19 protein-coding genes are annotated in these 23407 nt (G+C 64.6%); 8 read left to right on the forward strand and 11 right to left on the reverse strand.

All coding sequences use genetic code 11. The annotated features are described in order from the left end of the window. Positions 1–6 precede the first annotated feature (6 nt). From ACIBG8_RS54025 to ACIBG8_RS54050, 6 genes are read right to left on the reverse strand one after another with little or no spacing between them, the layout of a single operon-like run. Positions 7–831 carry a type II secretion system F family protein gene (locus tag ACIBG8_RS54025; protein WP_397351261.1) on the reverse strand — a complete coding sequence of 275 codons (825 nt, stop codon included), beginning with the start codon at positions 829–831 and terminating at the stop codon, positions 7–9. Next, positions 828–1685 carry a type II secretion system F family protein gene (locus tag ACIBG8_RS54030; RefSeq protein ID WP_397351262.1) on the reverse strand — a complete coding sequence of 286 codons (858 nt, stop codon included), beginning with the start codon at positions 1683–1685 and terminating at the stop codon, positions 828–830. Before ACIBG8_RS54030 ends, ACIBG8_RS54025 begins: the two co-directional genes overlap by 4 nt. Then, the gene (locus ACIBG8_RS54035; protein ID WP_397351263.1) at positions 1682–3007 is read right to left on the reverse strand and encodes a CpaF family protein; all 1326 of its coding nucleotides are present in this window, start codon (positions 3005–3007) and stop codon (positions 1682–1684) included. Before ACIBG8_RS54035 ends, ACIBG8_RS54030 begins: the two co-directional genes overlap by 4 nt. A 26-nt stretch (positions 3008–3033) precedes the next feature. After that, positions 3034–3807 (reverse strand): hypothetical protein, encoded by a 774-nt coding sequence (locus ACIBG8_RS54040; protein WP_397351264.1) that lies wholly within the window; start codon positions 3805–3807, stop codon positions 3034–3036. Next, a complete protein-coding gene (locus ACIBG8_RS54045; protein ID WP_397351265.1) occupies positions 3808–4446 on the reverse strand; it encodes an SAF domain-containing protein in 639 nt (212 codons plus the stop codon). Further along, a complete protein-coding gene (locus ACIBG8_RS54050; RefSeq protein ID WP_397351266.1) occupies positions 4447–5232 on the reverse strand; it encodes a hypothetical protein in 786 nt (261 codons plus the stop codon). A 327-nt stretch (positions 5233–5559) separates the two neighbouring features. Between ACIBG8_RS54050 and ACIBG8_RS54055 the strand changes: the two genes are divergently transcribed. After that, on the forward strand, positions 5560–6516 hold the full coding sequence (locus ACIBG8_RS54055; protein WP_397351267.1) for an AAA family ATPase: 957 nt from the start codon (positions 5560–5562) through the stop codon (positions 6514–6516). 10 nt (positions 6517–6526) lie between these two features. Here ACIBG8_RS54055 and ACIBG8_RS54060 read toward each other — a convergent pair whose 3' ends face one another. Together ACIBG8_RS54060 and ACIBG8_RS54065 are read right to left on the reverse strand one after the other, a co-directional pair. Next, positions 6527–7189: a class I SAM-dependent methyltransferase gene (locus ACIBG8_RS54060; protein WP_397351268.1), complete on the reverse strand. Its 663-nt coding sequence runs from the start codon at positions 7187–7189 to the stop codon at positions 6527–6529. Between the two features lie 142 nt (positions 7190–7331). Next, complete coding sequence (locus ACIBG8_RS54065) at positions 7332–7790, reverse strand: glycine-rich domain-containing protein (RefSeq protein ID WP_397351269.1); 459 nt, start codon at positions 7788–7790, stop codon at positions 7332–7334. Positions 7791–8002: 212 nt separating this feature from the next. On the opposite strand from ACIBG8_RS54065, the gene ACIBG8_RS54070 reads away from it, so the two are divergent. The 6 genes from ACIBG8_RS54070 to ACIBG8_RS54095 all read left to right on the forward strand — a co-directional run bounded on the left by ACIBG8_RS54070 (position 8003) and on the right by ACIBG8_RS54095 (position 18995). After that, positions 8003–9439, forward strand: coding sequence for an XRE family transcriptional regulator (locus tag ACIBG8_RS54070; RefSeq protein WP_397351270.1), 1437 nt, complete (start codon positions 8003–8005; stop codon positions 9437–9439). 1030 nt (positions 9440–10469) lie between these two features. Then, on the forward strand, positions 10470–14003 hold the full coding sequence (locus ACIBG8_RS54075) for a DEAD/DEAH box helicase family protein (RefSeq protein WP_397351271.1): 3534 nt from the start codon (positions 10470–10472) through the stop codon (positions 14001–14003). Then, positions 14000–15349 carry a restriction endonuclease subunit S gene (locus ACIBG8_RS54080; protein WP_397351272.1) on the forward strand — a complete coding sequence of 450 codons (1350 nt, stop codon included), beginning with the start codon at positions 14000–14002 and terminating at the stop codon, positions 15347–15349. The genes ACIBG8_RS54075 and ACIBG8_RS54080 overlap by 4 nt, the downstream gene beginning before the upstream one ends. Beyond that, positions 15346–16839 carry an N-6 DNA methylase gene (locus ACIBG8_RS54085; protein WP_397351273.1) on the forward strand — a complete coding sequence of 498 codons (1494 nt, stop codon included), beginning with the start codon at positions 15346–15348 and terminating at the stop codon, positions 16837–16839. Before ACIBG8_RS54080 ends, ACIBG8_RS54085 begins: the two co-directional genes overlap by 4 nt. A gap of 57 nt (positions 16840–16896) precedes the next feature. Continuing rightward, positions 16897–18360 (forward strand): class I SAM-dependent DNA methyltransferase, encoded by a 1464-nt coding sequence (locus tag ACIBG8_RS54090; RefSeq protein WP_397351274.1) that lies wholly within the window; start codon positions 16897–16899, stop codon positions 18358–18360. Further along, positions 18357–18995, forward strand: coding sequence for a hypothetical protein (locus ACIBG8_RS54095; protein WP_397351275.1), 639 nt, complete (start codon positions 18357–18359; stop codon positions 18993–18995). The genes ACIBG8_RS54090 and ACIBG8_RS54095 overlap by 4 nt, the downstream gene beginning before the upstream one ends. Before the next feature lie 6 nt (positions 18996–19001). Here the strand turns inward: ACIBG8_RS54095 and ACIBG8_RS54100 are convergent, their stop codons facing one another. After that, a complete protein-coding gene (locus ACIBG8_RS54100; protein WP_397351276.1) occupies positions 19002–19730 on the reverse strand; it encodes a DUF2637 domain-containing protein in 729 nt (242 codons plus the stop codon). A gap of 493 nt (positions 19731–20223) precedes the next feature. On the opposite strand from ACIBG8_RS54100, the gene ACIBG8_RS54105 reads away from it, so the two are divergent. Further along, positions 20224–21621, forward strand: coding sequence for an IS1634 family transposase (locus tag ACIBG8_RS54105; protein WP_397351277.1), 1398 nt, complete (start codon positions 20224–20226; stop codon positions 21619–21621). A 36-nt stretch (positions 21622–21657) separates the two neighbouring features. On the opposite strand, the gene ACIBG8_RS54110 is transcribed toward ACIBG8_RS54105, so the two are convergent. Next, complete coding sequence (locus ACIBG8_RS54110) at positions 21658–22650, reverse strand: recombinase family protein (protein WP_397351278.1); 993 nt, start codon at positions 22648–22650, stop codon at positions 21658–21660. 30 nt (positions 22651–22680) lie between these two features. Continuing rightward, positions 22681–23028, reverse strand: a complete 348-nt coding sequence (locus tag ACIBG8_RS54115) for a hypothetical protein (RefSeq protein WP_397351279.1) — start codon at positions 23026–23028, stop codon at positions 22681–22683. Positions 23029–23407: the final 379 nt, after the last annotated feature.

Raw genomic sequence — 23407 nt, forward strand, 5'->3', positions numbered from 1 at the left:
GGCACCTCAACTCATGATCCGGTAGACGGCGGGGAAACAGACGAGCACCAGGAAGCCGAAGACGGAGATGCCGATCGCGATGGGCATCTCGCTGGTGCGGCTGTTGGCGCGGGCACGGGCGTCGGTGAGCGCGGTCGTACGCATGGACTGGGCCTTGGCAAGCAACGTGGACAGCACTTGGGTGCCCTCAGAACCGGCGTCTTCGGCTATGTCGGCGAGTTCGGTCAGTTCGGGGACTCCGACGCGTTCGCCGAGAGTGGCCAGGCCGCGCCAGGGTTGGTCGCCGGCTCGTTTGGCGTGCTCCAGCACTTGGGCAATCTGGGCGAACACCCAGCCGGAGCAGACGTCGACCGGCGCTTGGAGAGCTTGGGGCGGTCCTGCTCCAGCGGCGCGTTCTAGTGCCACCATGTCCAGGTAGGTAGCCAAGGCGGCGCGGAACTCCTGGCGGCGTTCGCGCGCCTGGGCTCGGGCAGCGTAGTCGGGGACGAAGGCAAACAGGAGGCCGAGCACGACACCAGCGCCTGCTGGCACTGCCCATGGGAGCGGGAGACCGACTGCTGCGCATAGCAGGCTGAGCGGCAGCGGAAGGATCATCCCAAGCAGGAGGAAGCCGATGCGCTGCAGGGTGAAGCGTTCGACGCTGATGCCGAGTAGCGCGAGGTCGTCTCGTGGGACGGGCAGTCGTGCGAGGCGTCCGGTGATTCTCTGCATCCGGGCGGGTGTAGCGGTTCCGTCGAGCCTGGCGAGTGCTGCGTCAAGGCGGGGGCGGCCGGGGAAGAGTTCTGCGATGACGATCATGAGGCCGAGGCCGATGAGCATGCCGCCGATCACGAAGGCCTCCCCGGATCAGTGAGGAAGCGGTGGCCTGGTGCGGCGTTGCCCAGGCGGTGCAGCCACCACAGGGCGATGCCGTAGAAAGCAGCGACGACGGCGAGCACTGTCTGTCCGACGGGCGTACTGAAGGGCGCGGCGTAGGACTGCTGGAAGACCGCGACGGCGGTGAAGGTGATGAAGATACCGATGATCCAGCGGACGGTAGTGCGGTGTTCGGCGCGGGCGGCTTCGACTTCGCGCCGGTCGGAGACGTCCTTGGCGACGAGCTCGGCCAGACGCTGAAGGACTGTACTTGCGCCTTTGCCGCGCCGCCGGGCGACGAGGATGAGCGCGGCGGCGATGCGGTCGCCGATGGGGTCGTTGAGCTCGTCGGCGAATAGACGGAGCGCCTGCTCGGTGGGCATGCGGATGACGCGGAGGCGGCGGGCGAGTGCGGCCACAGGTTCGGCGATCGCGGGCGGGACGTTGCGGGCGGCGCTGTGTTCGAGGGCTTGCTCAAGCGCGCGACCTGCGACGAGCAGGTCCGCCAGGCGGCGGGTCCACAGCTCCAAGGCTTCAAGCTTGCGGATGCGTTCGGTGGCCGCTCTTGCTGATACGACCTTGGGCAGAGTCAGCACACCGATGAAGGCGGCAAAACCTGCGACCGGCCAGCCGGTCAGGACGTACACGGCGATCGTGGCCACGAGGGCAATGGCTATCAGCCGTCGGCTCCGCGCGATGACGCCCTGCCATCGGGAAGGAGGTCGTACCGGATCGTCGGGTGGCCGCCCTGCGAAGCCGACAATGATGCAGCTGATCCCACCCAGGACCGCGATGGCGCTGAGCCCGGCGAGCAGGGCGTTCGTGTTCATCGGACGTCCCAGAGGGCGGCCATCGGGTCGAGCAGTGCGGGGTCGAAGCCGACGGCCTTGAGCTTGGGCAGGCACTGTGGGGTGATGTCCGGTATGGCTCTGCCGCCTGGGCCAGTGGGGCGATACAGATGGTTACGGCTAGGCAGCTCGCTGTCGGCCGGTGGCATGACCTCGAGGACTTCGGAGACGAAGCGGGTATTGGTGTCGGGGTCCATGCGCAGGTGGACGACAAGGTCGATGGTCTCGCCGGTGTTCAGATGGATGACGGCTGGCGGGGTCTGGGCACCTACACCCCGGGTCCACAGCATGACGATGCGGTTGAAGATCTCTTCGGTGCCGTCGGCGTGGATGGTGCACATCGAGCCTGGGTGGCCGGTGTTCATGGCCTCGAACATCGGGACGATCTCGTCGGCGCGCACTTCGCCGACGAAGATGCGCTTGATGTTCTTTCGGAGGGAGTGCGGGATCAGGTCGTTGAGGCCGACCGCGCCGGCGCCTTCTGAGTTGGCCTGCCGTACCTGGAAGGCGATGACGTTCTGGTGGCGGTGCTTGAGCTTGTCGAGGAACAGCTCGTAGTCCGACTCCAGCGTGGCCAGCCGTTCTGCGGGGTCGATCACCGCGGCAAGGGCGCGGAGCAGGGTGGTCTTGCCTGCTGCGGTGCCGCCGGTGATGACGATGTTCAGGCGGGCGAGCACGGCAGCCTTCAGGAAGGCGAGAAGGCTGCGATTGATGGTGCCGAGCTTGAGCAGGTCGTTCAGGGTGACGTCGACGAGGCGGTGGCAGCGGATGCTCGCGCTGGGGCGGGTGGTGACGGCCATGGTGGCGCTGAGCCGTACGCCCACGCCGTCGTCTCCGTCGCCGGGCTTGAGCGCGGTGTTGAGCAGCGGGTTGGCGGCGGAGAACTCGCGGGGGTTGTAGCTCTTGTGCAGCGCCCACATCTGGATCATCTTGATCAGGTCGTCGTCGCTGGTGGCTACAGCCGGGCCGCGTTCGCAGGTGCCGTCGTTGTAGGTGATCCAGACCTCGTCGCAGCCGTTGAGGTCGATGCTCTCCACGCGGCTGTCCTTGATGTACGGCGTGAGCACGCCGAGCTCGAAGCGCTCGTCGACGACGGCTTCCACGAGTCTGCGCTGGGTGCCGAAGCTGATCGGGGTGCCGTCCGAGAGTCGGTTCTGGGACCAGCGTTGGACGCGGGCCTGGACGGCCTGGCGGGCCTCGTCGCGATCCCCCGTGTCTTTGAGGTCGTCGGCGATGGATGCGGTGATCTCCAGGACGGCTTCGCGGAAGGACCGGTCGTCCAGGTCGTTGGTTGCGCTGGGCACGTTTGTCGCTGGAGGGGGCCAGCTACTCATCCGGCCACCACCTCCTGTTCGGGGAGGCTGGCCAGGTGTTGTCGCATTGCGGCGGCTAGGTGGGCGGCGCCGCGCATGAGCGAGGCGCGACGGATGGAGCGCCTGGTGCGCTGTCCGTCGGACAGCACGGCCGCTGACCTCGGGTCGTGCGGGATCTGGGCCAGTATCGGCAGGTCGAAGAGCGCCTCGCTGATCTGCTTGGCGGTGTAATCGCCCTTGCCGACGAGGCACAGCGCGACCGGAACGCTGGTACCGACATATCGGCCGAGGGCGTCGAGGCGGGGGCGAGCGTCCGCGACCTGTCGCAGCGATGGCCGGAGCAGCATGATGGCCAGGTCCGAGGCGGCGATGAGGCGCATCGGGGTGTCCGGGCGTCCGATCTGGCCAAGGTCGAGGACGATGTCCACGCCGCTGTCGGTCGCGGTGGTGAGGACGTCGGCGATGGTGTCCCAGGCACCGTCGAGCTGAACTATGTGCCGTGGGTCTTTCAGCCCGGGGAGTAGGAGCCATTCGCGCGCGTCATGGTCGAGGGAGACGACGTACTCCCACAGGACGGCGGGGTTGGGGTTGTGTGCGAGAGCAAGCGCGAGCTCAAGTAGCCCACCCTTGTGTCCTTCCATCTGTCCGGTCAGGAATCCCTGGAGGACACTGCCGCCCTTGGGGTCGCACTCCGCGAGGAGCGCACGTCCGTCCCAGGCGTAACTGACGGCCAGAGCCGTGGTGGTGACGCCGGGGGCGTTGCCGGGGCTCATGAGCGTGTAGATCGCCACTCATGGCCTCCTCGGGTTGAGCACCAGGGCTACACGGCCTTCGGCAGCCAGTGCGGCGAGGGTCGGTCCGTCCATGTTCTTCACGATGAGGTCGACGACCATCAGCCCGTCGGTGTCGGGACCCTTCGCCTGGTCGACCACACCCTCGATCTTCGGCGGCTTGGCGGTCGGCGTATCCGGGGTGGACACGACCAGAACGAAGTCGCCGGGTCTCAGGCCGCGCGCAGGAAGACGGCTCGGCTTGACCGCGATCGGGACGAGCTGCTGGTCACCGAGCGGGACGAGCTGGTCAGTGACCAGCTTGCGCTGCACCAGCATGCCGCTCACCAGGTCGACCGCGGCGCGCATCCCGATGAGCCGGGGCAGCTCACGCCCAGGAACTGTGGCCACGAGGTCCTCGGCGCCGACCATAGTCGTGGTGACGTCGTTGACGGTGATCGACTGGCCCACGGGCACGTCCCTGGACATCACGACCACTTGCGTGCGATCGCTCAGCTCGTTGACCGTGTGATAGGCCAGCACGCCGCCGCCCGCCACCACAATCACGCCGAACAGCAGCAGACCTCTGCGCCGCTGCCGCGGCTGTGGGGGCAGCTTCGGTACCTGGACGGGTGGAGCGGACAGGGTCTCGCGAGCCATTCAGGCACTCCTCTGGATCAGAGCCTGACCTTCGGCGATACGCAGCAGGAAGGTCGCCGACGTGGTGATCGGTGCGAGCGGTCCTCCCGCTCCCCCGGACCCGACCCAGCTCGCGGTCCAAACCACAGAGACCGTCACCGTGTACTGCGAGCCGGGCAATCCGGCGCTGGACCGGGTGAAGGAGTGCCAGCAGTTGCTCGTCTGACTGTCCGGAGATCTCGACTGGTCGTACGGCGTCCCCGGCCCCTTGCATGAGATCGAGGCTTGGCCGGCGCCGGGGTCGAAGACGAGCGTCGTAGGAGTCGCGGTGACCTCTGCCCAGACAGGCCCAGCAGTGGCGCGCTTGCTGATCGAGCGCCATTGGTCTCGTTCAGCCCAGAAATAGTGGCGAAGCCCCACATAGCCGTCGCGGCCACGAGGTGGGGCGGTGGCGACCGTCGGTGCGGGCGGGGTGAGCTGGCGGAGGGCTTCCTGCATCAGCATATCCGGCGTGATCGTCGGGGCCGCCGGGTCTCCTGGGACGACGCCTTGGAAGACGTTCTGCTGACCTGCTGCTCCGGCGTCGCATTGGATGTAGGTGATCCCGTTGGCGCCAGGGATCGTGTGGCAATTGCTCAGGCTTCCTCCGCCACCGCCGTTCCTCCCCGATCCGGCGGAGCCTGGGCGGCGGCCGTCGTGCGTGCCGTACGCGACCCAGCTGTCACCCCAGCGCGATGCTCCGTTGTCGTCATCAGCGGGTAGCAGGAGTGCGAGCAAGATCTGGCTCATTGCGAGGGCGGCGTGCATGTAGCCCCCTTGATACTCAATCCGGTGAGGCGCCACCGCCCGTCCGAGGACCTCGCCTGGCATCCCGTGAGGGTCAGCGCCACGGCGAGAAGCGCAGCCGATCGCGTTGCGTCTGGACTAATGGTCGCAAACTCCCGCATCTTGACTCCATGCCCTGACTCGATTGCGGAGAGTAGCGTAGGCATGATGCAAACGGAATATCAAGGCTGAGACCAGCAGTTTCTCCGGAGCGTAACCACCCTGGCTGCCATCCATGGGTTTAGCTGGGATCAGGTCGCGGTACTTCCTGCATGCGGTCAACACGATCCGTAATCACAGGAGGTCACCGTGGCCCACGACCAGAAACTCCACGGAGAGCGCCTCACCTCCGATCTGCTCCTACGGACCAAACGCCGACCGCCCAGCGGCGGCTGGCGTCGAGCGGTCTACAAGAGCACCGGCGGAATCATCCACCCCGGCGAGTCATTTACCGAGCTGAAGCGCCGAGAACTGATCGGCAGAGCGCGCACACCAGTGCCAGGCGGCCATCACCGAGTAGCCGTACTGAGCCTCAAGGGCGGCGTCGGCAAGACCACCACGACCGTGGGCCTGGGCTCGATGCTCGCGACCATCCGCGGAGATCGTGTCATCGCCGTCGATGCAAACCCGGACCGCGGAACGCTCGCGGATCGGGTCCGGCTGGAGACACCAGCCAACGTCCGCGACCTGCTTACCGAGCTCCTCCACATGGACAGCCCGCGCTACGCCGACGTACGCGCCTTCACCTCGCAGTCAGTGTCGAGCCGCCTGGAGATCCTGGCCTCCGCCCAAGACCCCGAGGTCTCGGAGTCGTTCAGCGCCAATGACTACCGGGTGGTGGCGCGCCTTCTGGAGCAGTTCTATTCGATCTGCATCACCGACTGTGGTACCGGCCTCCTGCACTCAGCCATGTCAGCGACGTTGGAACTGGCCGACCAGATCGTCCTGGTCACCATTCCCTCTGTGGCTGCCGCCCGCTCGGCCGACGCGACCCTCGATTGGCTGAGCGCGCACGGGCACGCCGACCTCGCCACATCAGCGACGGTCGTCCTCTCCGGCATCCGCCGTACAAGCAAGACGACCGTTGATATGGACGCGCTGCGCAGCCACTTCCGCGACCGCTGCCGAGCGATCGTGGACATCCCCTTCGACACGCACCTGGAGGAAGATGCCGAGCTGGATCTGGATCAGCTAACTCCAGGAATACGTGAGGCGTATCTGGTGCTCGCCGCCACAGTAGGAGACGGCTTCAACGACCGCGCATAATGCGAGTGGATCATGCCTTGCAGGCTTCGACCATCAGGGTGCCGACGTAGTCGGGGGTCGGTGCGGCTTCGTGCCAGGCGCGGACTTCACGGAAGCCGTGTGCGTGAAGCAGCTGCGTCCACACCTCTGGCTCGTACGCCCACCGGTAGATCCAGGTCTGGGGGCCGGTGAAGCCGGCGCCATACATGCCTTGAACCCCGTAGGAGCCCGGCACGGCAGGAGCCTGAGAGAACACCAGCCGACCGCCCGGGTTCAGGCGGTCGTGCACGCGCGGCAGGAGCTGCTCAGGGTCAGTGAACCACAAAGCGCCGAAGACGCTGTAGATGGCGTCCCATGTGCCACCCGCATGGACGAGATAGTCGATCACGTCACCCTGCTCGTAGTGCGCGTTGGGCAAGTGCCCCCACAAGACCTGAGCGTTCTCGACCTGAACCGGTGACAGATCGACACCGGTGGCTTCCACGCCCTTCGTGGCCAACGCGGCAACGGCGTGGCCGCGCCCAAAGCCGAGCTCCAGGGCCGTGGCGGGGTCTCCGAGCAGTTCGTCGCCGGGGCCGTGGCCGTCGTACTGGGTCCAGCCGAACGCGTTCTTGAGCGCTTCCTCCGGAGTGTCGCCGGCGATGCCGTTGGCGTAGTGATCCCAGTAGGCGGTGCAGTCGGTGATCGGCGACATGGGCGTGGCCTCCGGGGAGGGAGGGACAGGACCCGCGTCAAGGTAGCGGCCATGCGACATTGATCACCGGAGAATGTCTGGGACGGCATGCGAAAGGGGCCGGGACGCCCTCGCCGTCCCGGCCCCTTGCTGTCTTGTGTTGCTAGTGGCATTCCGTTCCTGGCGCGCACGGGGTGCACTTGGCGAAGTCGACCTCCCACAGCGGCCGGTCGATCTCGAAGCCGTTGTTGGCGATCACGATGGCCGTCTTCTCCACCGACCCGTCGTACTTGAACTTGATCTCCGGGACGTGGTGCAGGAACTGGCCGCCGAAGTGCTCGGCGCAGAAGTCGGCGTAGTTGCGGGTGTCGAGGATGAACTGGTGCACGCCCATGTCCACCAGCGGTCCGCAGCCGATGCCGAGTCTCTGCCCCCACTTCTCCATCGCCGTGATGAGGTAGGCGACCGCCTGGCCGAAGACGCGCTCAGCCATGACGCGGTCGAAGGGGTGGTCACGGGTGAGCAGCAGGATCTGCCGCTCCCACACCTCAGGCTTGACGAAGGCGCGCGGGTCGCGCCAGCCGGTTGTGGGCGGACTGGTGGTGAGCGTCGCGGTCGTCATGAGGACCTCCTTGACCTGGGCCGCCTCGCCGTTCGCCGGGAGGCTGTCGTGCCCTGGGCCTGCCGCTTCACCGTCCGTCGCGCTCGCAGCACGGATCAATGCCGCGCTCCGGTCGACTCATTGCCGCTGTCATTGCCGCGTCCGGCAATGTTCCGATCGCTCGCTCCGGGTTACGCTCGATTCCCCAGCCACGCTGCTGGAAGGCGGCGCACATGGCACGGATCAGGATCAGCCGCCCGCGACGCGCCGAACTCGCCAGAGCAGCCCAGCAGATCAGGGCGAGCGGGCAGCGCTCCGGCTGGCCGGTCTCCCGAATCGCTGCTGCAATCCTGCACGAGCTCCCTCAGGTGCTGCCGTTGGAGGCGTGGCGGTGGGCCTACGGCTGGTCGCGCAGCCAAGTCGTTGAGCAGGTCGACCGCTTCCACGCCGCTCATCGGCTGGGCAAGCCGGGACTGAACGCCTCCATGCTGTGCCGCTACGAGCACGGCGAGATCACCCCAAGCCCTACCTACGCCGCCGCGCTATGCGACATCTACCAGGCCGCCCCTGCACAACTACAGTTGCTGCCCTCGTGGCACCCGCTACCGATCACTCGGAGCGGGTACGGTGCCCCCACGGCATTGGCAACGAGCGAGAACGGGCGGTTACGGATGACCGACAATCACGCCAGCCGACTGGAAGCCCTCCGCGAGTCCCTCGCGCTCGCCCGCGAATCCGAAGGCCCCGCCGGCGGCCCCCAGACAATCGCCACCCTCCAAGCTGCGATCGCCTACTACGACTCCACCTACTCACGCTGGCCCGCCGCCGTACTAGCCGACGAGGTCCACCAAACCCGCTCCATCGTCGGCCAGATGCTGCGCCACAACCCCGCCGACGATCTGCGCATCGAACTGCTCGCCGGTGCAGGCTGGCTCAGCGCCCTGGTCGGCAACCTGGCCCTCCACCTATCCGACCACGCCGCAGCACAGATCCACCTGGCCACCGCAGCACGACTCGGCACCGTCGCCACCGACCGACGCCTGACCTGCTGGGCACTGGCCGCACAAGCCCGCGTCTCCTACGCCCAACAGCACTACTCCCAAGCACTGACACTCGCCCAACAAGCGCACAGCTACGCAGACCACCCACTACAACGCGCACAAGTCCTCGCCTGGGGCCAACTACGCGCCCTAGCCCATCTCAGCGACGGCCATACCGCCCGCCACATCGCCCGCCAAGCTCAAGACGAGATGACCACCGCAGGCGAAGGCGCCCCAGGCCGATTCGGATTCGACGCAGCCGAACTACTCCTCCACCTGGCCGAAGCAACACTCCTACTCGGCGACTACACAGCCAGCCGCCGCCACGCCACCGCCTCACAAGCCGAGACCACGGTAGGGCGCCCCTCCTGGGCAGCCGCGACCCTGGTTCTCGCACGGGCCGAGGCAGGACGCGGCCAGCCCCAAGACGCTGTCGGATTGGCCTACGAAGTCCTCGATACCGTGCCACCCGAAGGGCTGCGCGATACCTCCCGCCGTCGCCTTGCCGCACTCGACCGGGACCTGAACGCGATCGCCAGCACATCTGTACGCGAATTCCACGACCGCATCATTGCCCTACCCGCTCTCACACCCGCCACAAGCTCCAGCGACGAACCGAACGGCACATAGGGCTCCTAGCTTGCCGACCTCCCAGGTCGAGACCCCTATGCACTCTCGTCAGAGCTGGCCTGGCACGGGCTGCCGGCCGCCGACGTGCTGCCCTGTCTTACTCCCTTTGGAGGCACTGCCGATAGGTCTCTACCCAGGGCTTTCCGGTGGGTCGACACACCAGCACCTCTCGGCCCGCCGAGTCCAGGACCTTCCGGCGGCCCAATGGCGTTTTCAGCGTGATCGGGACGGCGTGATCGATACCGGTTCCAATGCCGACTTCATCTGTTTCCTGGCAGGTCGGGCGGAGGGTCACCTTCACCGTGATGGCAGCGGCCGACTCGACCACCTCGCGCCGCTCGACCGCGGTGCAGGTGCTGCTTCCCCAGCTGGAGCCGGTGGCGTGCAGGGTGAGGGAGGACCGGTCAGGCGACCCCTCGACGGCGCGGACCGGCTCGTCGAAGGGCTCGCCCGCCGAGGCCGCCGAGACCCCGCGCCCAGCAGGCCATGGACCTCTACGCCGCAGCCCCGGAGATCTCCCCTACCCGCCGAGCGATCGCCATGCTCGACCTGGGTACGGCGAAAGCACACCAGCGAGACCTCGACGGCGCATTGTGCCTTATGCTCACCGCCCAGCAGAGCTCGCGACATGCGTCCGCCATCGCCACCCGGAGTCGCGACTTCGGCCGAACCCTTACCACGCTCTTCCCGGATGCCGCCGAGACCAAGGAGTGGCAAGCTCTCTTTCCGGCTATCAGGCGAGAGGAGCCGAGGGGTAGCTGACCGCTGACGGAGCCGAACTGCTCGCAGTCATCTGTAGCATCTATCCGCCCGAGAAGGAGCGACTGGGCGTCCATCCCCTCGAAGGGGGATGTCCTTATGTGTAGTTCCTGCTTACGTGCAGCGCACGACCAAGCTCAACGAACGACATTGGACCCCCCATGCTCCTTTCGCCATAAAGTGGACCTAGTCGGGACAATCAATGGAGCCTGGTGGCTCATACTGACCATGGGTTACCTTGTGGGATTCCAGCGCAGGTGAACGGGGACGGATGAACGCTCGGGTCGAGGAGCTGGCGGCCAAGTCGCCGAACTTCGGTTTCCTGCTGCCGCACGAGCCACTCCTGGTTCTGTACGGCGCGGGCGCGGAGGCGTCCGTCTTCACCGATCCTAATGTGGCGTTGTTCAAGGCCCGACAATTCGGCGAAGTACTCGCCATCGACCTGGTCCGGCGGGGCCGCGTACGGATCGAAGGTGACCGGCAGATCGACCGGCTCCGGGCGCTGGCCAAGGAAGGCTACCTCCACGGCGATGTCGGCAAGGCGTTCGACCACATCCGCGGCGTCGGCAACGACGCCGTCCACAAGAACTTGGCCGCGGACAATAGTCCGGCCGCCCAGCGGACCGCCCTGGAAGCCGTCCAGACCTGTTTCCGGCTCGGTGTCTGGTTCCACCGGCTACTGACCGCCAGGCGTGAGCAGTACGCCTTTGTTCCTCCGCAGCCCCCGGAGACTCCAGCATCGGCTGGAGCAGATGCCTCGGACGTGGCGGCGCTCCGCGCCGACCTGGAGCGCGCGCGTGAGGTTCTGGCCGAAACCCGACTGACCTTCCAGAACAAGGCGTCCGAGGAGCAGGCCCGGCGGGACGCCGAGCGCACGGCCGCGGCGGAGCTGGAGCGGGCACACGCTGCTCAGGCCGAGCTGTCCGCGATGATCGCCGCGATGCGCAGTGAGATGGATGGGCTCCGCCGTCAGTTCGACTCCGCGAAGCGCTCCACCACGCTGGCACAGCGTGAGGAACTGCTGACCAACGCCGAAAACGCCGCTCGGGAACCCTTGACCGAGACCCAGGTCCGTACCCGGCTGGACCAGATGCTCAAGGAGGCGGGCTGGTCAGTCCAGGACGCCGGGGTTGGCCAGGATCTGTGGGCACGGCAAGGCGTCGCTGTACGCGAGGTTACGACAAAGGCCGGCCGGGCCGACTACGTGCTGTACGTCGATCGCAAGCTGGTCGGAGTCATCGAGGCCAAGCGGGAGGGCGCGGACCTCACCGCCGCTGAGGAACAGGCTGACGGCTACGCCACCAGCCTCACCACCGGGCAGCGCCGGGTGGCCTGGCGGGAAGAGCTTCCGTTCCGCTACGCCTCCGACGGCGGCGCGACCCGGTTCCGCAACACCCTGGACCCCGACTCGCGCTCGCGGGATGTCTCCTACTTCCACCGGCCCGAGACGCTGGCCCGCTGGATGCACGCAGCCGATCAGGATCCGCAGGCCCCGACCTACCGGGCTCGGCTTAGGCTACGGCTACCTGAGCTGATCACCGAAGGGCTGCGGCCCGCCCAGATCGAGGCGATCACCGGCCTGGAGAAGTCACTGGCGGCAAACCGGATACGGGCGCTGATCCAGATGGCGACCGGTGCGGGTAAGACTTACACGGCGGCGACCTTCTCCTATCGGCTGCTCAAACACGCTCGGGCCGAGCGGGTGTTGTTCCTGGTGGACCGGAACAATCTGGGAACCCAGGCGCGCAGTGAGTTCGAGAACTACTCCACCCCGGACGACGGGCGGAAGTTCACCGAGCTCTACAACGTGCAACAGCTCACCGGCAGCGACATGCTCGCCTCATCGAAGGTCGTCGTCTCCACCATCCAGCGGCTCTACCAAGTCCTCACCGGACGTCCGGTCACCGAGGACGATGTCCCGTACGATACAGACGATCCGATCGAGGTCGGCTACCAGGCGGAATTCCCACCGGAATCGTTTGATTTGATCGTCGTTGACGAGTGTCACCGTTCGATCTATGGAAAATGGCGCTCAGTCCTGGAGTACTTCGATGCACCCCTTGTCGGGTTGACCGCCACCCCGGTCGCGCAAACCTTCGGCTTCTTCCAGATGAATCTGGTCAGTGAGTACACCTACGAGCAGGCCGTCGCAGACAACGTCAACGTCGACTTCGAGGTCTACCGGATCAAGACTGAGATCTCCGAGTCAGGCGCACTGATCGAAGCCGGGACGACAGTGCCGGTCCGTGAACGCAAGACTCGCCGCCAGCGCTACATGGACCTCGATGACGATTTTCAGTACGGCGGGCGTGACGTCGGAGTGCGGGTGATGAGCAAGGGACAGCTCAAGACGGTCATCGAGACGTTCCGCGACCGGCTCAACACTGAAATCTTCCCGGAGCGGGCGAAAATCAAGCCGGAGAACCGGATGGTCCCAAAGACCTTGATTTTCGCGAAGAACGACGAGCACGCTGAGGAGATCGTCCAGACCGTCCGAGACGCCTTCGGCCGAGGCAATGACTTCTGCCAGAAGATCACACATAAGGCCCGCAAACCACAAGAGTTGCTCGCCGCATTCCGCAACTCCGCGCAACTCCGCATCGCCGTCACCGTGGACATGATCGCCACAGGGACCGACGTCAAAGCTCTGGAATGCCTCATCTTTCTGCGGGATGTGAAGAGCTGGTCATATTTTGAACAGATGAAGGGACGCGGGGCTCGAACTATCCCCCTCGCCGAGTTCCAGACGGTCACTCCAGATATCGGAGAGAAGACCCGTTTCGTGATCGTCGACGCCGTCGGCGTCACCGAGAACCCCAAGGTCGATGCGGCCCCACTGAACCGGGACGAGACCAAGCGCGAGAGCCTGGAAAAGCTGCTCCGCAAGACCGCCACCGGCGAATGCGACGAGGCAGAGGTCTCCACGCTGGCCTCCCGGCTCTCGCGCCTGGACAAAGACCTCAACAACCGTCCCCAGGAGAAAGCTGAAATCGAGAAAATCGCCGGACAGTCTCTCCGTTCGATCGTCCGGGGAATGATCGACGCGGTATCTGTCGAGGCGCAGGAAGAGGCCAAGGCGCGCGGCGGGGACCGGGCCGTCGCGGAGTTGCTGCGCAAATCCATCGAGCCCCTGGAGCGCAACGCGGAGTTGCGTAAGCGGCTCCTGGAGATCCGCCGTGCCATGGACATCCTCTATGACGAGGTCAACCCAGATCAGCTCACCCACGCGGGCGCGGTAGTCGACACCGAAGAGGCGAAGTCCACAGTCACGAGTTGGCGTGAGTACCTCGTCGAGAACCGCGACGAAATCGCCGCCTGGCACGCCGCCTATGCCCAGCGGGACAAGAAAGCCCGCGAGATCTTCGAGGACCTCAAGGCCATCGCCGCCCGGATCGAGCGACCCCCGCGGAGATGGACTCCGGACAAGCTCTGGAAGGCTTACGAGCGGGCAGGCTTGGCTGCATCGCGCGATGGCGCGAAGTCCGGAGTTGCCGACCTCGTCTCGCTGATCCGCTTCGAGCTCGGGGTAGACGACGAGCCCCGGCCCTACTCCTCCGTGATCGAAGAACGATTCCGGAACTGGCTGATGCGCCAGGAACAGGCCGGAAGCCACTTCACGGACAATCAGCTCTGGTGGCTGGAGAACATCGCCCAGACCACCGCAATGACGGTACGCTTCGACACTGCCGACCTGGACCACGTTCCGTTCAGTAGCCGCGGCGGCACCGATGGTTTCCTCGCCGCCTTCGGCGATGATCGTGCCGTGACCATCATCGATAATCTGGATCAGGAACTGACCGCATGAGCGAACTCCCCACCGGCTGGATTCGAGCCACACTCGCCGAGCTTGGAGTGGAAGCTCAGCCGGGGTTTGCCAGCGGCAAGCATAATAGTGATGGCAATGGAATCGTTCATCTGCGCCCGATGAACGTAACCAGAGACGGAAAGATCGACCTCAGCGACGTCCGATACGTGGCCGACGAGTCCGATAGACGCGTCACCGCCGGAGACGTGTTGTTTAACAATACCAACAGTCCTGAGCTAGTTGGAAAGACCGCTCTCATAACCAGTGACGAACCACTGGCGTTCTCTAATCATATGACTCGACTGCGAACTCCTGCGGGAATTCGATCCGACTTCCTTGCCATTCAGATCCACTGGCTATGGATACAGGGATATTTCAAGAAGGTCCTCAATAACCACGTAAATCAGGCAAGCGTTGCCACAAGGAAACTTCTGGAAACCCCGGTCGACATTCCACCACTGGCCGAGCAGCAACTAATAGTCACCGTCCTGGAAGAGCACCTCGCTCGCTTTGATACTGGCATTTCATCAATGAATGAGGTTTCCAGACTTCAAGCCGCCTGGGAAAATTCACTTCTAGCAACGGCGACTGTCAAAAACCCCAAATCGATTGATTGGGACATCGTTCCGATTGGCGATATTGCAACAGTATCGACAGGAGCCACCCCGCTCAGGTCCCGCAGGGATTACTACGAAAACGGCACCATCCCGTGGGCAACTAGCTCACTGGTGAATAGCACCTACATTGATGCGACAGAGCAGTTCATTACAGAAAAAGCACTATCTGAAACATCAGTGAAACTATTTCCCCCAGGAACCCTTCTCGTGGCAATGTACGGCGAGGGTCGAACCCGGGGTAGATGTTCCGAGCTGAGAATTAACTCCACAACAAACCAGGCGTGCGCAGCAATTCAGCTCCGCCGAGAGTATGATTTCCTTCGCCCTTGGGTGAAACTCATACTAGACGCAAAATATGAGCAGAACCGCAAATTGGCCTCAGGCGGTGTGCAGCCAAATCTAAATCTCGGGTTGATTCGCAATATCGAAATCCCTCTTCCTTCGCCCAGTGAACGAAGCAAAATTCTCGCAGAAATTTACCATCTACGCAGCATGTCAGCGCAACTGCGTGAAGTAGTCAAAGGCCTGAATAGGCGTGCAGTTCGACTCCATCAGGAGCTGCTACGAGCAGCGTTCTCCGGCCGTCTCGTCCCACAGGACCCAGACGACGAGCCAGCTTCAGTGTTGCTGGACCGGATACAGACGGAAAACGCCGCTAAGCCGAAGGTTGGTCGCGTGAGCCGTGCGAAGAAAAAGAGCGTTGCAACACAGGGGGATCTGTTTTCATGAGCGTCGCAGCCGAGGAACTCGATCCGCGGGGGCTGGTCAACCGGCTGTGGAGCTACTGTGAGCTACTCCGACACAGCGGGGTTTCCACGCTGGACTATGTCGAGCAGCTCACCTATCTGCTGTTCCTGAAAATGGCCCATGAGCGGGCCACCCGGCGGATCAACCCGGAACGGATCATTCCTGCCGGCCTCGATTGGCCGAGCCTGGTACATGAGGACGGCGACGCTCTCCTCGACCAGTACGAGACGATCCTCGCTGACCTGGCCCGGCAGAAGGGCATGCTGGGGTCCATCTTCAAGGGCGCCAAGAACAAGATTCAGGAACCGGCGGTGTTGGAGCGGCTGGTCAAGGATCTGATCAACAAGCATCACTGGTCGAGCGAAGACACCGACGTCAAGGGTGACGCGTACGAAGGCCTGCTACAGCGAGGCGCGGAGGACCGCAAGACCGGGGCGGGGCAGTATTTCACGCCGCGCCCGGTCATCAACACGATGGTCGAGTGCGTTCAGCCGGGTCCGACTGACACGGTCTTCGACCCGGCCTGCGGGACCGGTGGCTTCCTCATCGCGGCCTACGCACATATCGTGAAGCAGCATGCCGCGCAGCTCGACAGCGCTCAGCGACGCAAGCTGATGAGCGGTGGCATCTGGGGGGTAGAACTCGTTCGTGAGACTGCCCGGCTCGCCTCGATGAACATGCTGCTACACGGCCTCGGCCTGCCCAACGATGAAGAGCAACTCGTCGAGGTCCGTGACTCGCTCGCGAAGTCACCAACCAGGTTCGCCAGTGTGGTGCTGGCCAATCCGCCTTTCGGAGTCGGAACGGTCACCGGAGAGAACTACGCAAAAGCCCGCCCTGAACTATGGACGGAGACGACCAACAAGCAACTCAACTTCGTCCAGCACATCTACACCACAATGAAGATGCATGGGCGAGCCGCCGTGGTCCTCCCGGACAACGTGCTCTTCGAGTCGGGGTCCGGTGAGACGATCCGCCGGGAGCTACTTGCGCGGTGTGACGTACACACGCTGCTACGGCTCCCGACCGGCATCTTCTACGCCGGTGGCGTCAAGGCCAACGTCATCTTCTTCGACAAGAAACCGCCGCGCACGGATGGCTCCCCCGCGACAAAACAGCTCTGGGTCTACGACTTCCGGACCGATCAGCACTTCACCATGAAGCAGCGTCCGCTGAAGCAAGAGCACTTCGATGACTTCCTCAAGTGCTACCGGCCCGGAGAGCGTCACGACACCCGGATGGAGACCGAGCGGTTCAAAGCGTTCGACTACGCCGAGCTGATCTCCCGCGACAAGGTCAACCTGGACCTTACATTCATGCGCGACAGCACCGCTGACGTGCACGAAGAGCCAGATGTGATCGCCCAGGAGATCGTGGATGAGCTGGAGATCGCGCTGGCCGAATTCACCGCGATCACCGAGTCTCTGAAGGCGCTAAAGTCTTCTCGTGAGGATCCCGACATGTCGGCTTAGTCACGACATGAACTCGTCAACTCCATCCCGTTTTGGGCTATTCGGGAGGGAGTTGTAGTGCCATCATCCCGAGAGCTCTTCGATCCACTCTGGAAATTCTGGGAGCAGGAGCTCCGAGCGGCGTCGGCGGGCCTCTCCGTGCTGAACTACACGCAGCTCTTGACCTATCTGCTCTTCCTGAAGCTCGACCATGAGCGCAGCCTCCGGCCGGGCGACTTCGCGGTTCGGGTGGTCTCAGAGGGACTCGACTGGCCGTCGCTGACCTCCAAGTCAGGCGACGCCCTGGTCGTGCACCTCAAGAAAGTGCTCCAGGAGTGTGGAAAGAAGGAACTGAGAGAGGACGGGCGTCCCGATCCACGAATGCGGATCAAGCGGACAATCTTTGGCAGCGCGGAACTTTCAATCAACAACCCGGCGAAGCTCGCCGAGCTGATCAAAGATCAGATCGACCTCCGCACCTGGCGCTCGGTTCCGGCCAAGAGCCTCCAGGGCATGTACGCCCTGTTCATGGAGAAGATTGACGCCGCCTCCAATGGAGGCTTTCAGATCGGATCCGGACAGACGCTGACTCCGTTTGCCCTCAACTCCGCCGTAGTCGACTGTCTCCGACCGACCCCGGAGGACACGATCTTCGACCCTGCCTGCGGCACAGGTTCTCTTCTCGTCGCAGCGTATGAGGCGATGGCTGCGGTAGGGATGAGCTTCCCCCGGGAAGCGATCACCGGAATCGACCTGGCCCCGGCGATGTGTCGGTTCGCCACGATGAACATTCTGCTAGCCACGGGGATGCGCTTCGACGATCCTCCCCCGATTCGGGAGGCGGACGCCCTTGCCTCTCCCGAGCGTGGTATGCCAACAGTCGTGGTATGTAACCCGCCGTTCACCAGCACCGCACCCCTGCCGGACGGCCGGAGCGACTTCATGGTCGCCACCTCCGCCTACCAACTGAGCTTCCTTCAGCACATCGTGCTAGCACTCCCCATCGGCGGCCGTGCGGCGGTCGTGGTCCCGGACAACATCCTGTTCGGTGGTGGTGGTGAGCTGACCGTGCGGAAGTGGTTGCTCCAGCAGTGCGACGTGCACACTCTGCTCCGACTCCCGACCGGAATCTTCACCAGGGGAGGCGTGAAGACCAACGTTCTCTTCTTCACGAAGGCCGCTCCGCGTAACGACAGCGCACCGGCGACCAAGGAAGTCTGGATCTACGACCTCCGGACTGGGCAGAGCTTCTCCGCGAAGCAGAACCCGCTGAAGCGGGCGCATCTGGATGACTTCGTGGCGCACTACCACGCCGACCAGCGCGAGCAGACCGAACGATTCAAGGTGTTCAGCCACGCCGACCTGCTGGAGCGGGACCTCAACCTGGACATCACCTGGCCCATCGGCGAAACGGACGAGCTACTCTCTCCGAAGCGGATCGCCCAGGAGATCGTCGGCGAACTCGGTGTGGCGCTCGAAGCCTTCTCCGCCCTGGCCGAGAGCCTCCCCGATGACGCCTCGGACCAGGATGACGCGCAGTGAGCACTCCGGAATTCAAAGAGTTCACGACGAACATCGACTATGCCCGGAAGCTGATCGTCGGCGGCAGGGCACTCGAAGGGCTCCACGGTCTCTCCGCTGTTGTGAACTATGGCGACCTGACCAGTGCTGATCCCGCTGATCTGTACCGCGCCGCGTGGAGTCAGGCCGTTGCCGCCCTCGACCACTGGATGCACCAGGCACTCATCAATCGGATCATCCGGCTGACCAACGACTCAGGCAACACCCGCCCTCGACATTTGAACCAAATCAAGATCCCATTCGAAGTCGCGGAGCAGATGCACGACAGCACGATCGAGAGCGTCCTCCGCAAGTTCCTCCGAGAGGAACTAAGCCGCACGTCATACCAATCGCCTCGGCGGATCACCGAGGGGCTGCAGCTCGTGACAGGAGACACCCCCTCAGCGATTTGGAACAAGATCGGAGACCGAATCGGGCAGAGCGCCGATGCGGTCAAAGACCGTCAAGACCAGATAGTCAATCGCCGGAACCGGATTGCTCACCACGCCGATCTCGACCAGGGCGGGAACCGTGTCTCAATGTCGGCGGCAGAGGCTGAAGCGACAGTCCAGTGGATCAACGACATCGCCGGTGCCATCTCCCATCTCCTCAGATGACTCGTATCAGCCGAGGTCTCCGGCGAGTCCCGCATTCTTGATCCAACGCCCCCACCGGGCGCTGCGCTCGAACTGCTCGGCGATGTTCTTCCCTGATGGCAACGCACCATCAGACCCGCGATTGATCTGCGCCCACTGCCACGCCGCCCGATGCAGTTCGGTGATCTCCTCATCCCGCAACCGAAGCCGTCCAGGCTCCGCGTCCCGAACCTCAGCGACGTCCACTCCCTCGACCAACTCTTCTACGGCTTCCCGCGACTCTGCGCTCACCGCGACCCGGCGCACCTGCGCCATCAACAGCTCGTAGCTCCCGATCAACGCCGCCGACGGCCACGCCGCGATGATCCGGCCGACCGCGCTCGGCTCCGCGACCGCGATGTTCGCCCCGAGGCTGGCCAGGCTGCCGACAATCAGCAACGTCCAGGCGAGCGTTCCGCCGCGCGACCCGTACCGACTGGCCAGGAGGATCGACATCGAGGCGACCACGATGGTGCCGTCCACGGCGAGAGGGATGAGCACCGCTGCCAGGGGGTCTTCACCGTGGCGAAGGCAGAGTTCGTGCATGTGCCGGAAGGAGACGACCGCGGCGATCGCCGCGAGGAGCGATTGTGGTCCGCTGGATCCGGCGTAGGGTGAGAGGAGAGGGTTCCAAACGAAATCACCGCCCCTGACCAGGAAGAACGAGCCTGGTGGATGCGGTGAACATGGTGTACGTATCGAGAGTGTCTCGGACACAGGATTACCCCATAAGCTCGCGTTCCGCAGCTAATCCCGGTTCTGGGGCATGACCGGGGGTGAACGCGCAGCTCAGCGGCATGTGGCCTGGCGGAATTCGCGAAAACCCCTAGTGACACGATTTCCGTGAAAATGTGGTCACGAACAGCAACTGGGCTGCTACGGTCTGGCGGCATGTTCGTCAAGACAGCCAGCCGCAAGAACAAGGACGGCACCGTGGTGCGCTACCTGCAGCTGGCGCACAACGAGTGGGACCCGCTCACCAAGACGTCTAAGACGAAGGTGCTGCACAGCTTCGGCCGCGAGGACCAACTGGATCGCGCCGCCGTGGAACGACTGGTCACCTCGTTATGCCGACTGCTGGCCCCCCCAGCGCGCCGCCATCATCCGCAACCCCGGCGAGCTGACCTACCTCGGCTCGATCGCCTACGGCGGGCCGTACCTGCTGGATCAGCTCTGGCGGCACCTGCACGTCGATCAGATCATGACGGGCATGCTGGCCCGCACCCGGCGCGGCGCCTACACCGAGCGGGTGCTGTTCGCGCTGGTCGCCAACCGCACCCTGGACCCCAGCTCGAAACTGGCTGCCTCGCACTGGGTGGGCAGCAGCGCCCACATCGACGGCTTGACCAGCTGCAGCGACGATGCCTGCTACCGGGCAATGGACTGGCTGCACGAGGTGGTCGACGCCATCGAGAAGAAGGTCTTCGACCAAGTCGCCACCCTCCTCAATCTCGAAGTTGACCTGTTGTTCTTCGACACCACCAGCACCTACTTCGAGATCGACGAACCCGATGAGCTGCTGGATCGCGACGAGCGCGGCCACCCGGTGCCCGGCGGCAACGATGCCGAGGCCACCACAGCGGCGCAGCGCAAGGCCTTCCGCGCCTTCGGCAAGTCCAAGGACCACCGCGATGACCTCCCGCAGATCGTCATCGGGCTGGCCGTCACCCGCGACGGCATCCCGGTGCGGGTGTGGTGCTGGCCCGGCGGCACCGGCGATTCGGAACTGATCCGCCAGGCCAAGACCGACATGCGGGACTGGACGCTCGCGAAGATCGTGTGGGTGGGTGATCGCGGGTTCGCTTCGGAGAAGAACCGCCGCTACCTGCGCACCGGCGACCATCACTACATCCTCGGAGAGAAGCTGCGCTCGGGCTCGGCCGAGGCCAAGACGGCGCTGTCGCGGCAGGGCCGCTACACCGAGGTGGCCGACAACCTGAAGGTCAAAGAGGTTCGCATCAGCCAGAGCGATCGGTTCGTCAGCTGCTTCAACCCCGAGGCCGCAGCGCGCGATGCCGCCATCCGCGAGCGCATGCTCACCCTGCTCGGCGAGCTGATCGAGGGCACCGACAGCTGGAAGGTCAGCAAACGCGCCGAGCTACGCGGGGTGATCTCCACAAAGCCCGGCCTGAATCGCTACCTGCGCGTCACCGCCGGCGGGCTGCTCCGCATCGATGCGGCCCGGATCAAGACCGAGGCCAATCTGGATGGCAAGTACCTGCTGCGCTGCAGCGACCCGCACATGAGCGCCGAAGATATCGCGCTGGGCTACAAGCAGCTGTGGCAGGTGGAGCGCGGCTGGCGCGATCTAAAGCAGATCATCGATCTGCGGCCCGTCTACCACCGGCTCGAACAACGCATCCGCGCCCACGTCACCCTGTGCTGGCTGGCGCTCCTGCTGATCCGCATCATCGAGACCAGCACCGGCACCACCTGGCCACGCATCCGCACCGAGTTCGAGCACTTGACCCTGGCCACCTTCACCGGCCCTACCGGCACCTTCGCCCAGACCGCCGAGCTGTCCAAACCCCAACGAGACATTCTGGCCAAGCTCGACATTCCTGTCCCCAAGAAGATCGTCGAAGCCACACCCGCCACAGGCAGCTGACCAGGCATAACACCCGCGGCCTAGTGACACGCCGCATCAGCGCGTCCACACATGTTCTCCCAGCCCAAGCCCCAGATCCGTGTGCCTTTCCTCAGACACATCTGCGGAACACAAGATAAGGAGCTCGTTCCCAGGAACGAGCTCCTTTGTGCTGATACGGCAGATTCCTCTGTCACACACGACGACCTGACCCTTCGCCCGTAACACCGCGATCAGCGGCTCAGGCTGACGGTCCCCGAACAGCGCGGCTAGGACGCGATCCTCACGGACGTAGAAGAACTTCGTGCTCCCCGATGATTGGCGCCGGGCACTGGTGTGACCGTGACGGCACCGATAGCCGGGCCGGTCGTTCACCCAATGCGCATCCATCCGCCGCAGACACACAGCGCACCGCAGCAGCCCGGCCAGCAGATAGACCCGCGTACTCCCATCCCTGGTCGGACGCGCCGCCCGAATCGCCTGAGCGGCGACGAAATCCTCATCACTCACCAGCGCCGGATGGGACCTCTTCTGCGAGACCACCCAGCCCCGCTGTCCACACCGGTCCCAGATCTGGCGGCCGGTGTAGCGAGGGTTCTCCAGGATCGCGGCGACCGTGCGCAGCAACCACGCCTCCCCCGAGCGATGTGGGTTCCTCTCCCGGTCCACGTTCGACGGGCACGGCACGCCACGTTCGTTCAACGAACGAGCGATCGACGCCACGCTCACCCCGCACAGCCGCTGGGCGAAGCTCCATCGCGCATAAGGAGCCGTCGCCGGGTCGGGTTCCAGCTTCTGGAGCCTCCGCCCCCAGCGAGCATGGGCACCATTCGGATGCGGTCCGGCATCCACCAGGCGATAGCCGTACGGCGGGCGGCCTCCCAGAAACCGGCCCTGAACGGCGGCCTGTGCGCGCATCGCGGCCCGCGTCCTGAACCGGGAACGCAGTACCTCCCGCTCAGATTGGCCACCCAACAGCAGCATCAGCGCCTGATGCGCCGGCTTCGCGGGCTCAACCGGACCGCGCGTTTCCGGCAGCCAGAGCTGCACCCCATAGATCTCCAGCAGCGGAAGCAGCCGCTAAAGCTGATCGCCGGCGAAGGCCCGTTCATACTCACCGACCACAATCGCATCGAAACCGCGCATCGGGTCAACGAGCGCCGCGAGAAGGGACGCCGCTTGCGCCCTGGCCATCCACTCCTCGCTGCGCGAGACACCGGCGTCGAAGAAGTCCTCGACGATCCGGCCCCGGCCAGCGATCAGAGACTCTGCAGCCTCCTGCTGCCAGCAACGAGACGACCACTTGTCCTGGTGGTCCGCGGTCGACGTCCGACCGTAGAAGGCGAGGCGGAGCCCCTCGCGCGTGGTCGCGACCTTGCGAGTCTTCGTACCGGTCCACGTGGTGAACACATCGTCTGTGATCGTCATGCGGCTCGCCCCTTGCTCGGCTCCCTCTCAGACGAGCGAAACGGATAAAGATGACGCCACTTCGCAGCCCCGTTCCGTATGATCCCGAGCCAGCGGATGACAGCTCAGGCGGCAGTCTGTGGCTTCGACCTCGCGGCCGTCGAGGTCCTGCATGCACCGCGGGCAGGTGGCGAACTCGAGGGGCGCAAGCAGCCCTGCTCCTGGGCGCGCTGGCGTGGCTGCTGTCCGGCGATCCCGTGCGGGCGGTGCCATGCTGGTCGTGGCAACACGATGCCCGTTGCTGCTGGCCGCACCTGCGGCAATCGCTTCGGGACTTTCGCGTACGGCCCGGCACGGCGTGGTCATCAAGAGCGGTGGCGCGCTGCAGACACTGGCGCGT

The organism is Nonomuraea sp. NPDC050556, from assembly GCF_044457355.1.
Classification (GTDB): Bacteria; Actinomycetota; Actinomycetes; order Streptosporangiales; family Streptosporangiaceae; genus Nonomuraea.

Coding starts and splice junctions, on each gene's coding strand:
- ACIBG8_RS54030 (WP_397351262.1), bottom strand. CDS start 1,685: ATGAACACGAACGCCCTGCTCGCCGGGCTCAGCGCCATCGCGGTCCTG.
- ACIBG8_RS54045 (WP_397351265.1), bottom strand. CDS start 4,446: ATGGCTCGCGAGACCCTGTCCGCTCCACCCGTCCAGGTACCGAAGCTG.
- ACIBG8_RS54050 (WP_397351266.1), bottom strand. CDS start 5,232: ATGCACGCCGCCCTCGCAATGAGCCAGATCTTGCTCGCACTCCTGCTA.
- ACIBG8_RS54060 (WP_397351268.1), bottom strand. CDS start 7,189: ATGTCGCCGATCACCGACTGCACCGCCTACTGGGATCACTACGCCAAC.
- ACIBG8_RS54065 (WP_397351269.1), bottom strand. CDS start 7,790: ATGACGACCGCGACGCTCACCACCAGTCCGCCCACAACCGGCTGGCGC.
- ACIBG8_RS54070 (WP_397351270.1), top strand. CDS start 8,003: ATGGCACGGATCAGGATCAGCCGCCCGCGACGCGCCGAACTCGCCAGA.
- ACIBG8_RS54075 (WP_397351271.1), top strand. CDS start 10,470: ATGAACGCTCGGGTCGAGGAGCTGGCGGCCAAGTCGCCGAACTTCGGT.
- ACIBG8_RS54080 (WP_397351272.1), top strand. CDS start 14,000: ATGAGCGAACTCCCCACCGGCTGGATTCGAGCCACACTCGCCGAGCTT.
- ACIBG8_RS54085 (WP_397351273.1), top strand. CDS start 15,346: ATGAGCGTCGCAGCCGAGGAACTCGATCCGCGGGGGCTGGTCAACCGG.
- ACIBG8_RS54105 (WP_397351277.1), top strand. CDS start 20,224: ATGCTGGCCCGCACCCGGCGCGGCGCCTACACCGAGCGGGTGCTGTTC.
- ACIBG8_RS54115 (WP_397351279.1), bottom strand. CDS start 23,028: ATGACGATCACAGACGATGTGTTCACCACGTGGACCGGTACGAAGACT.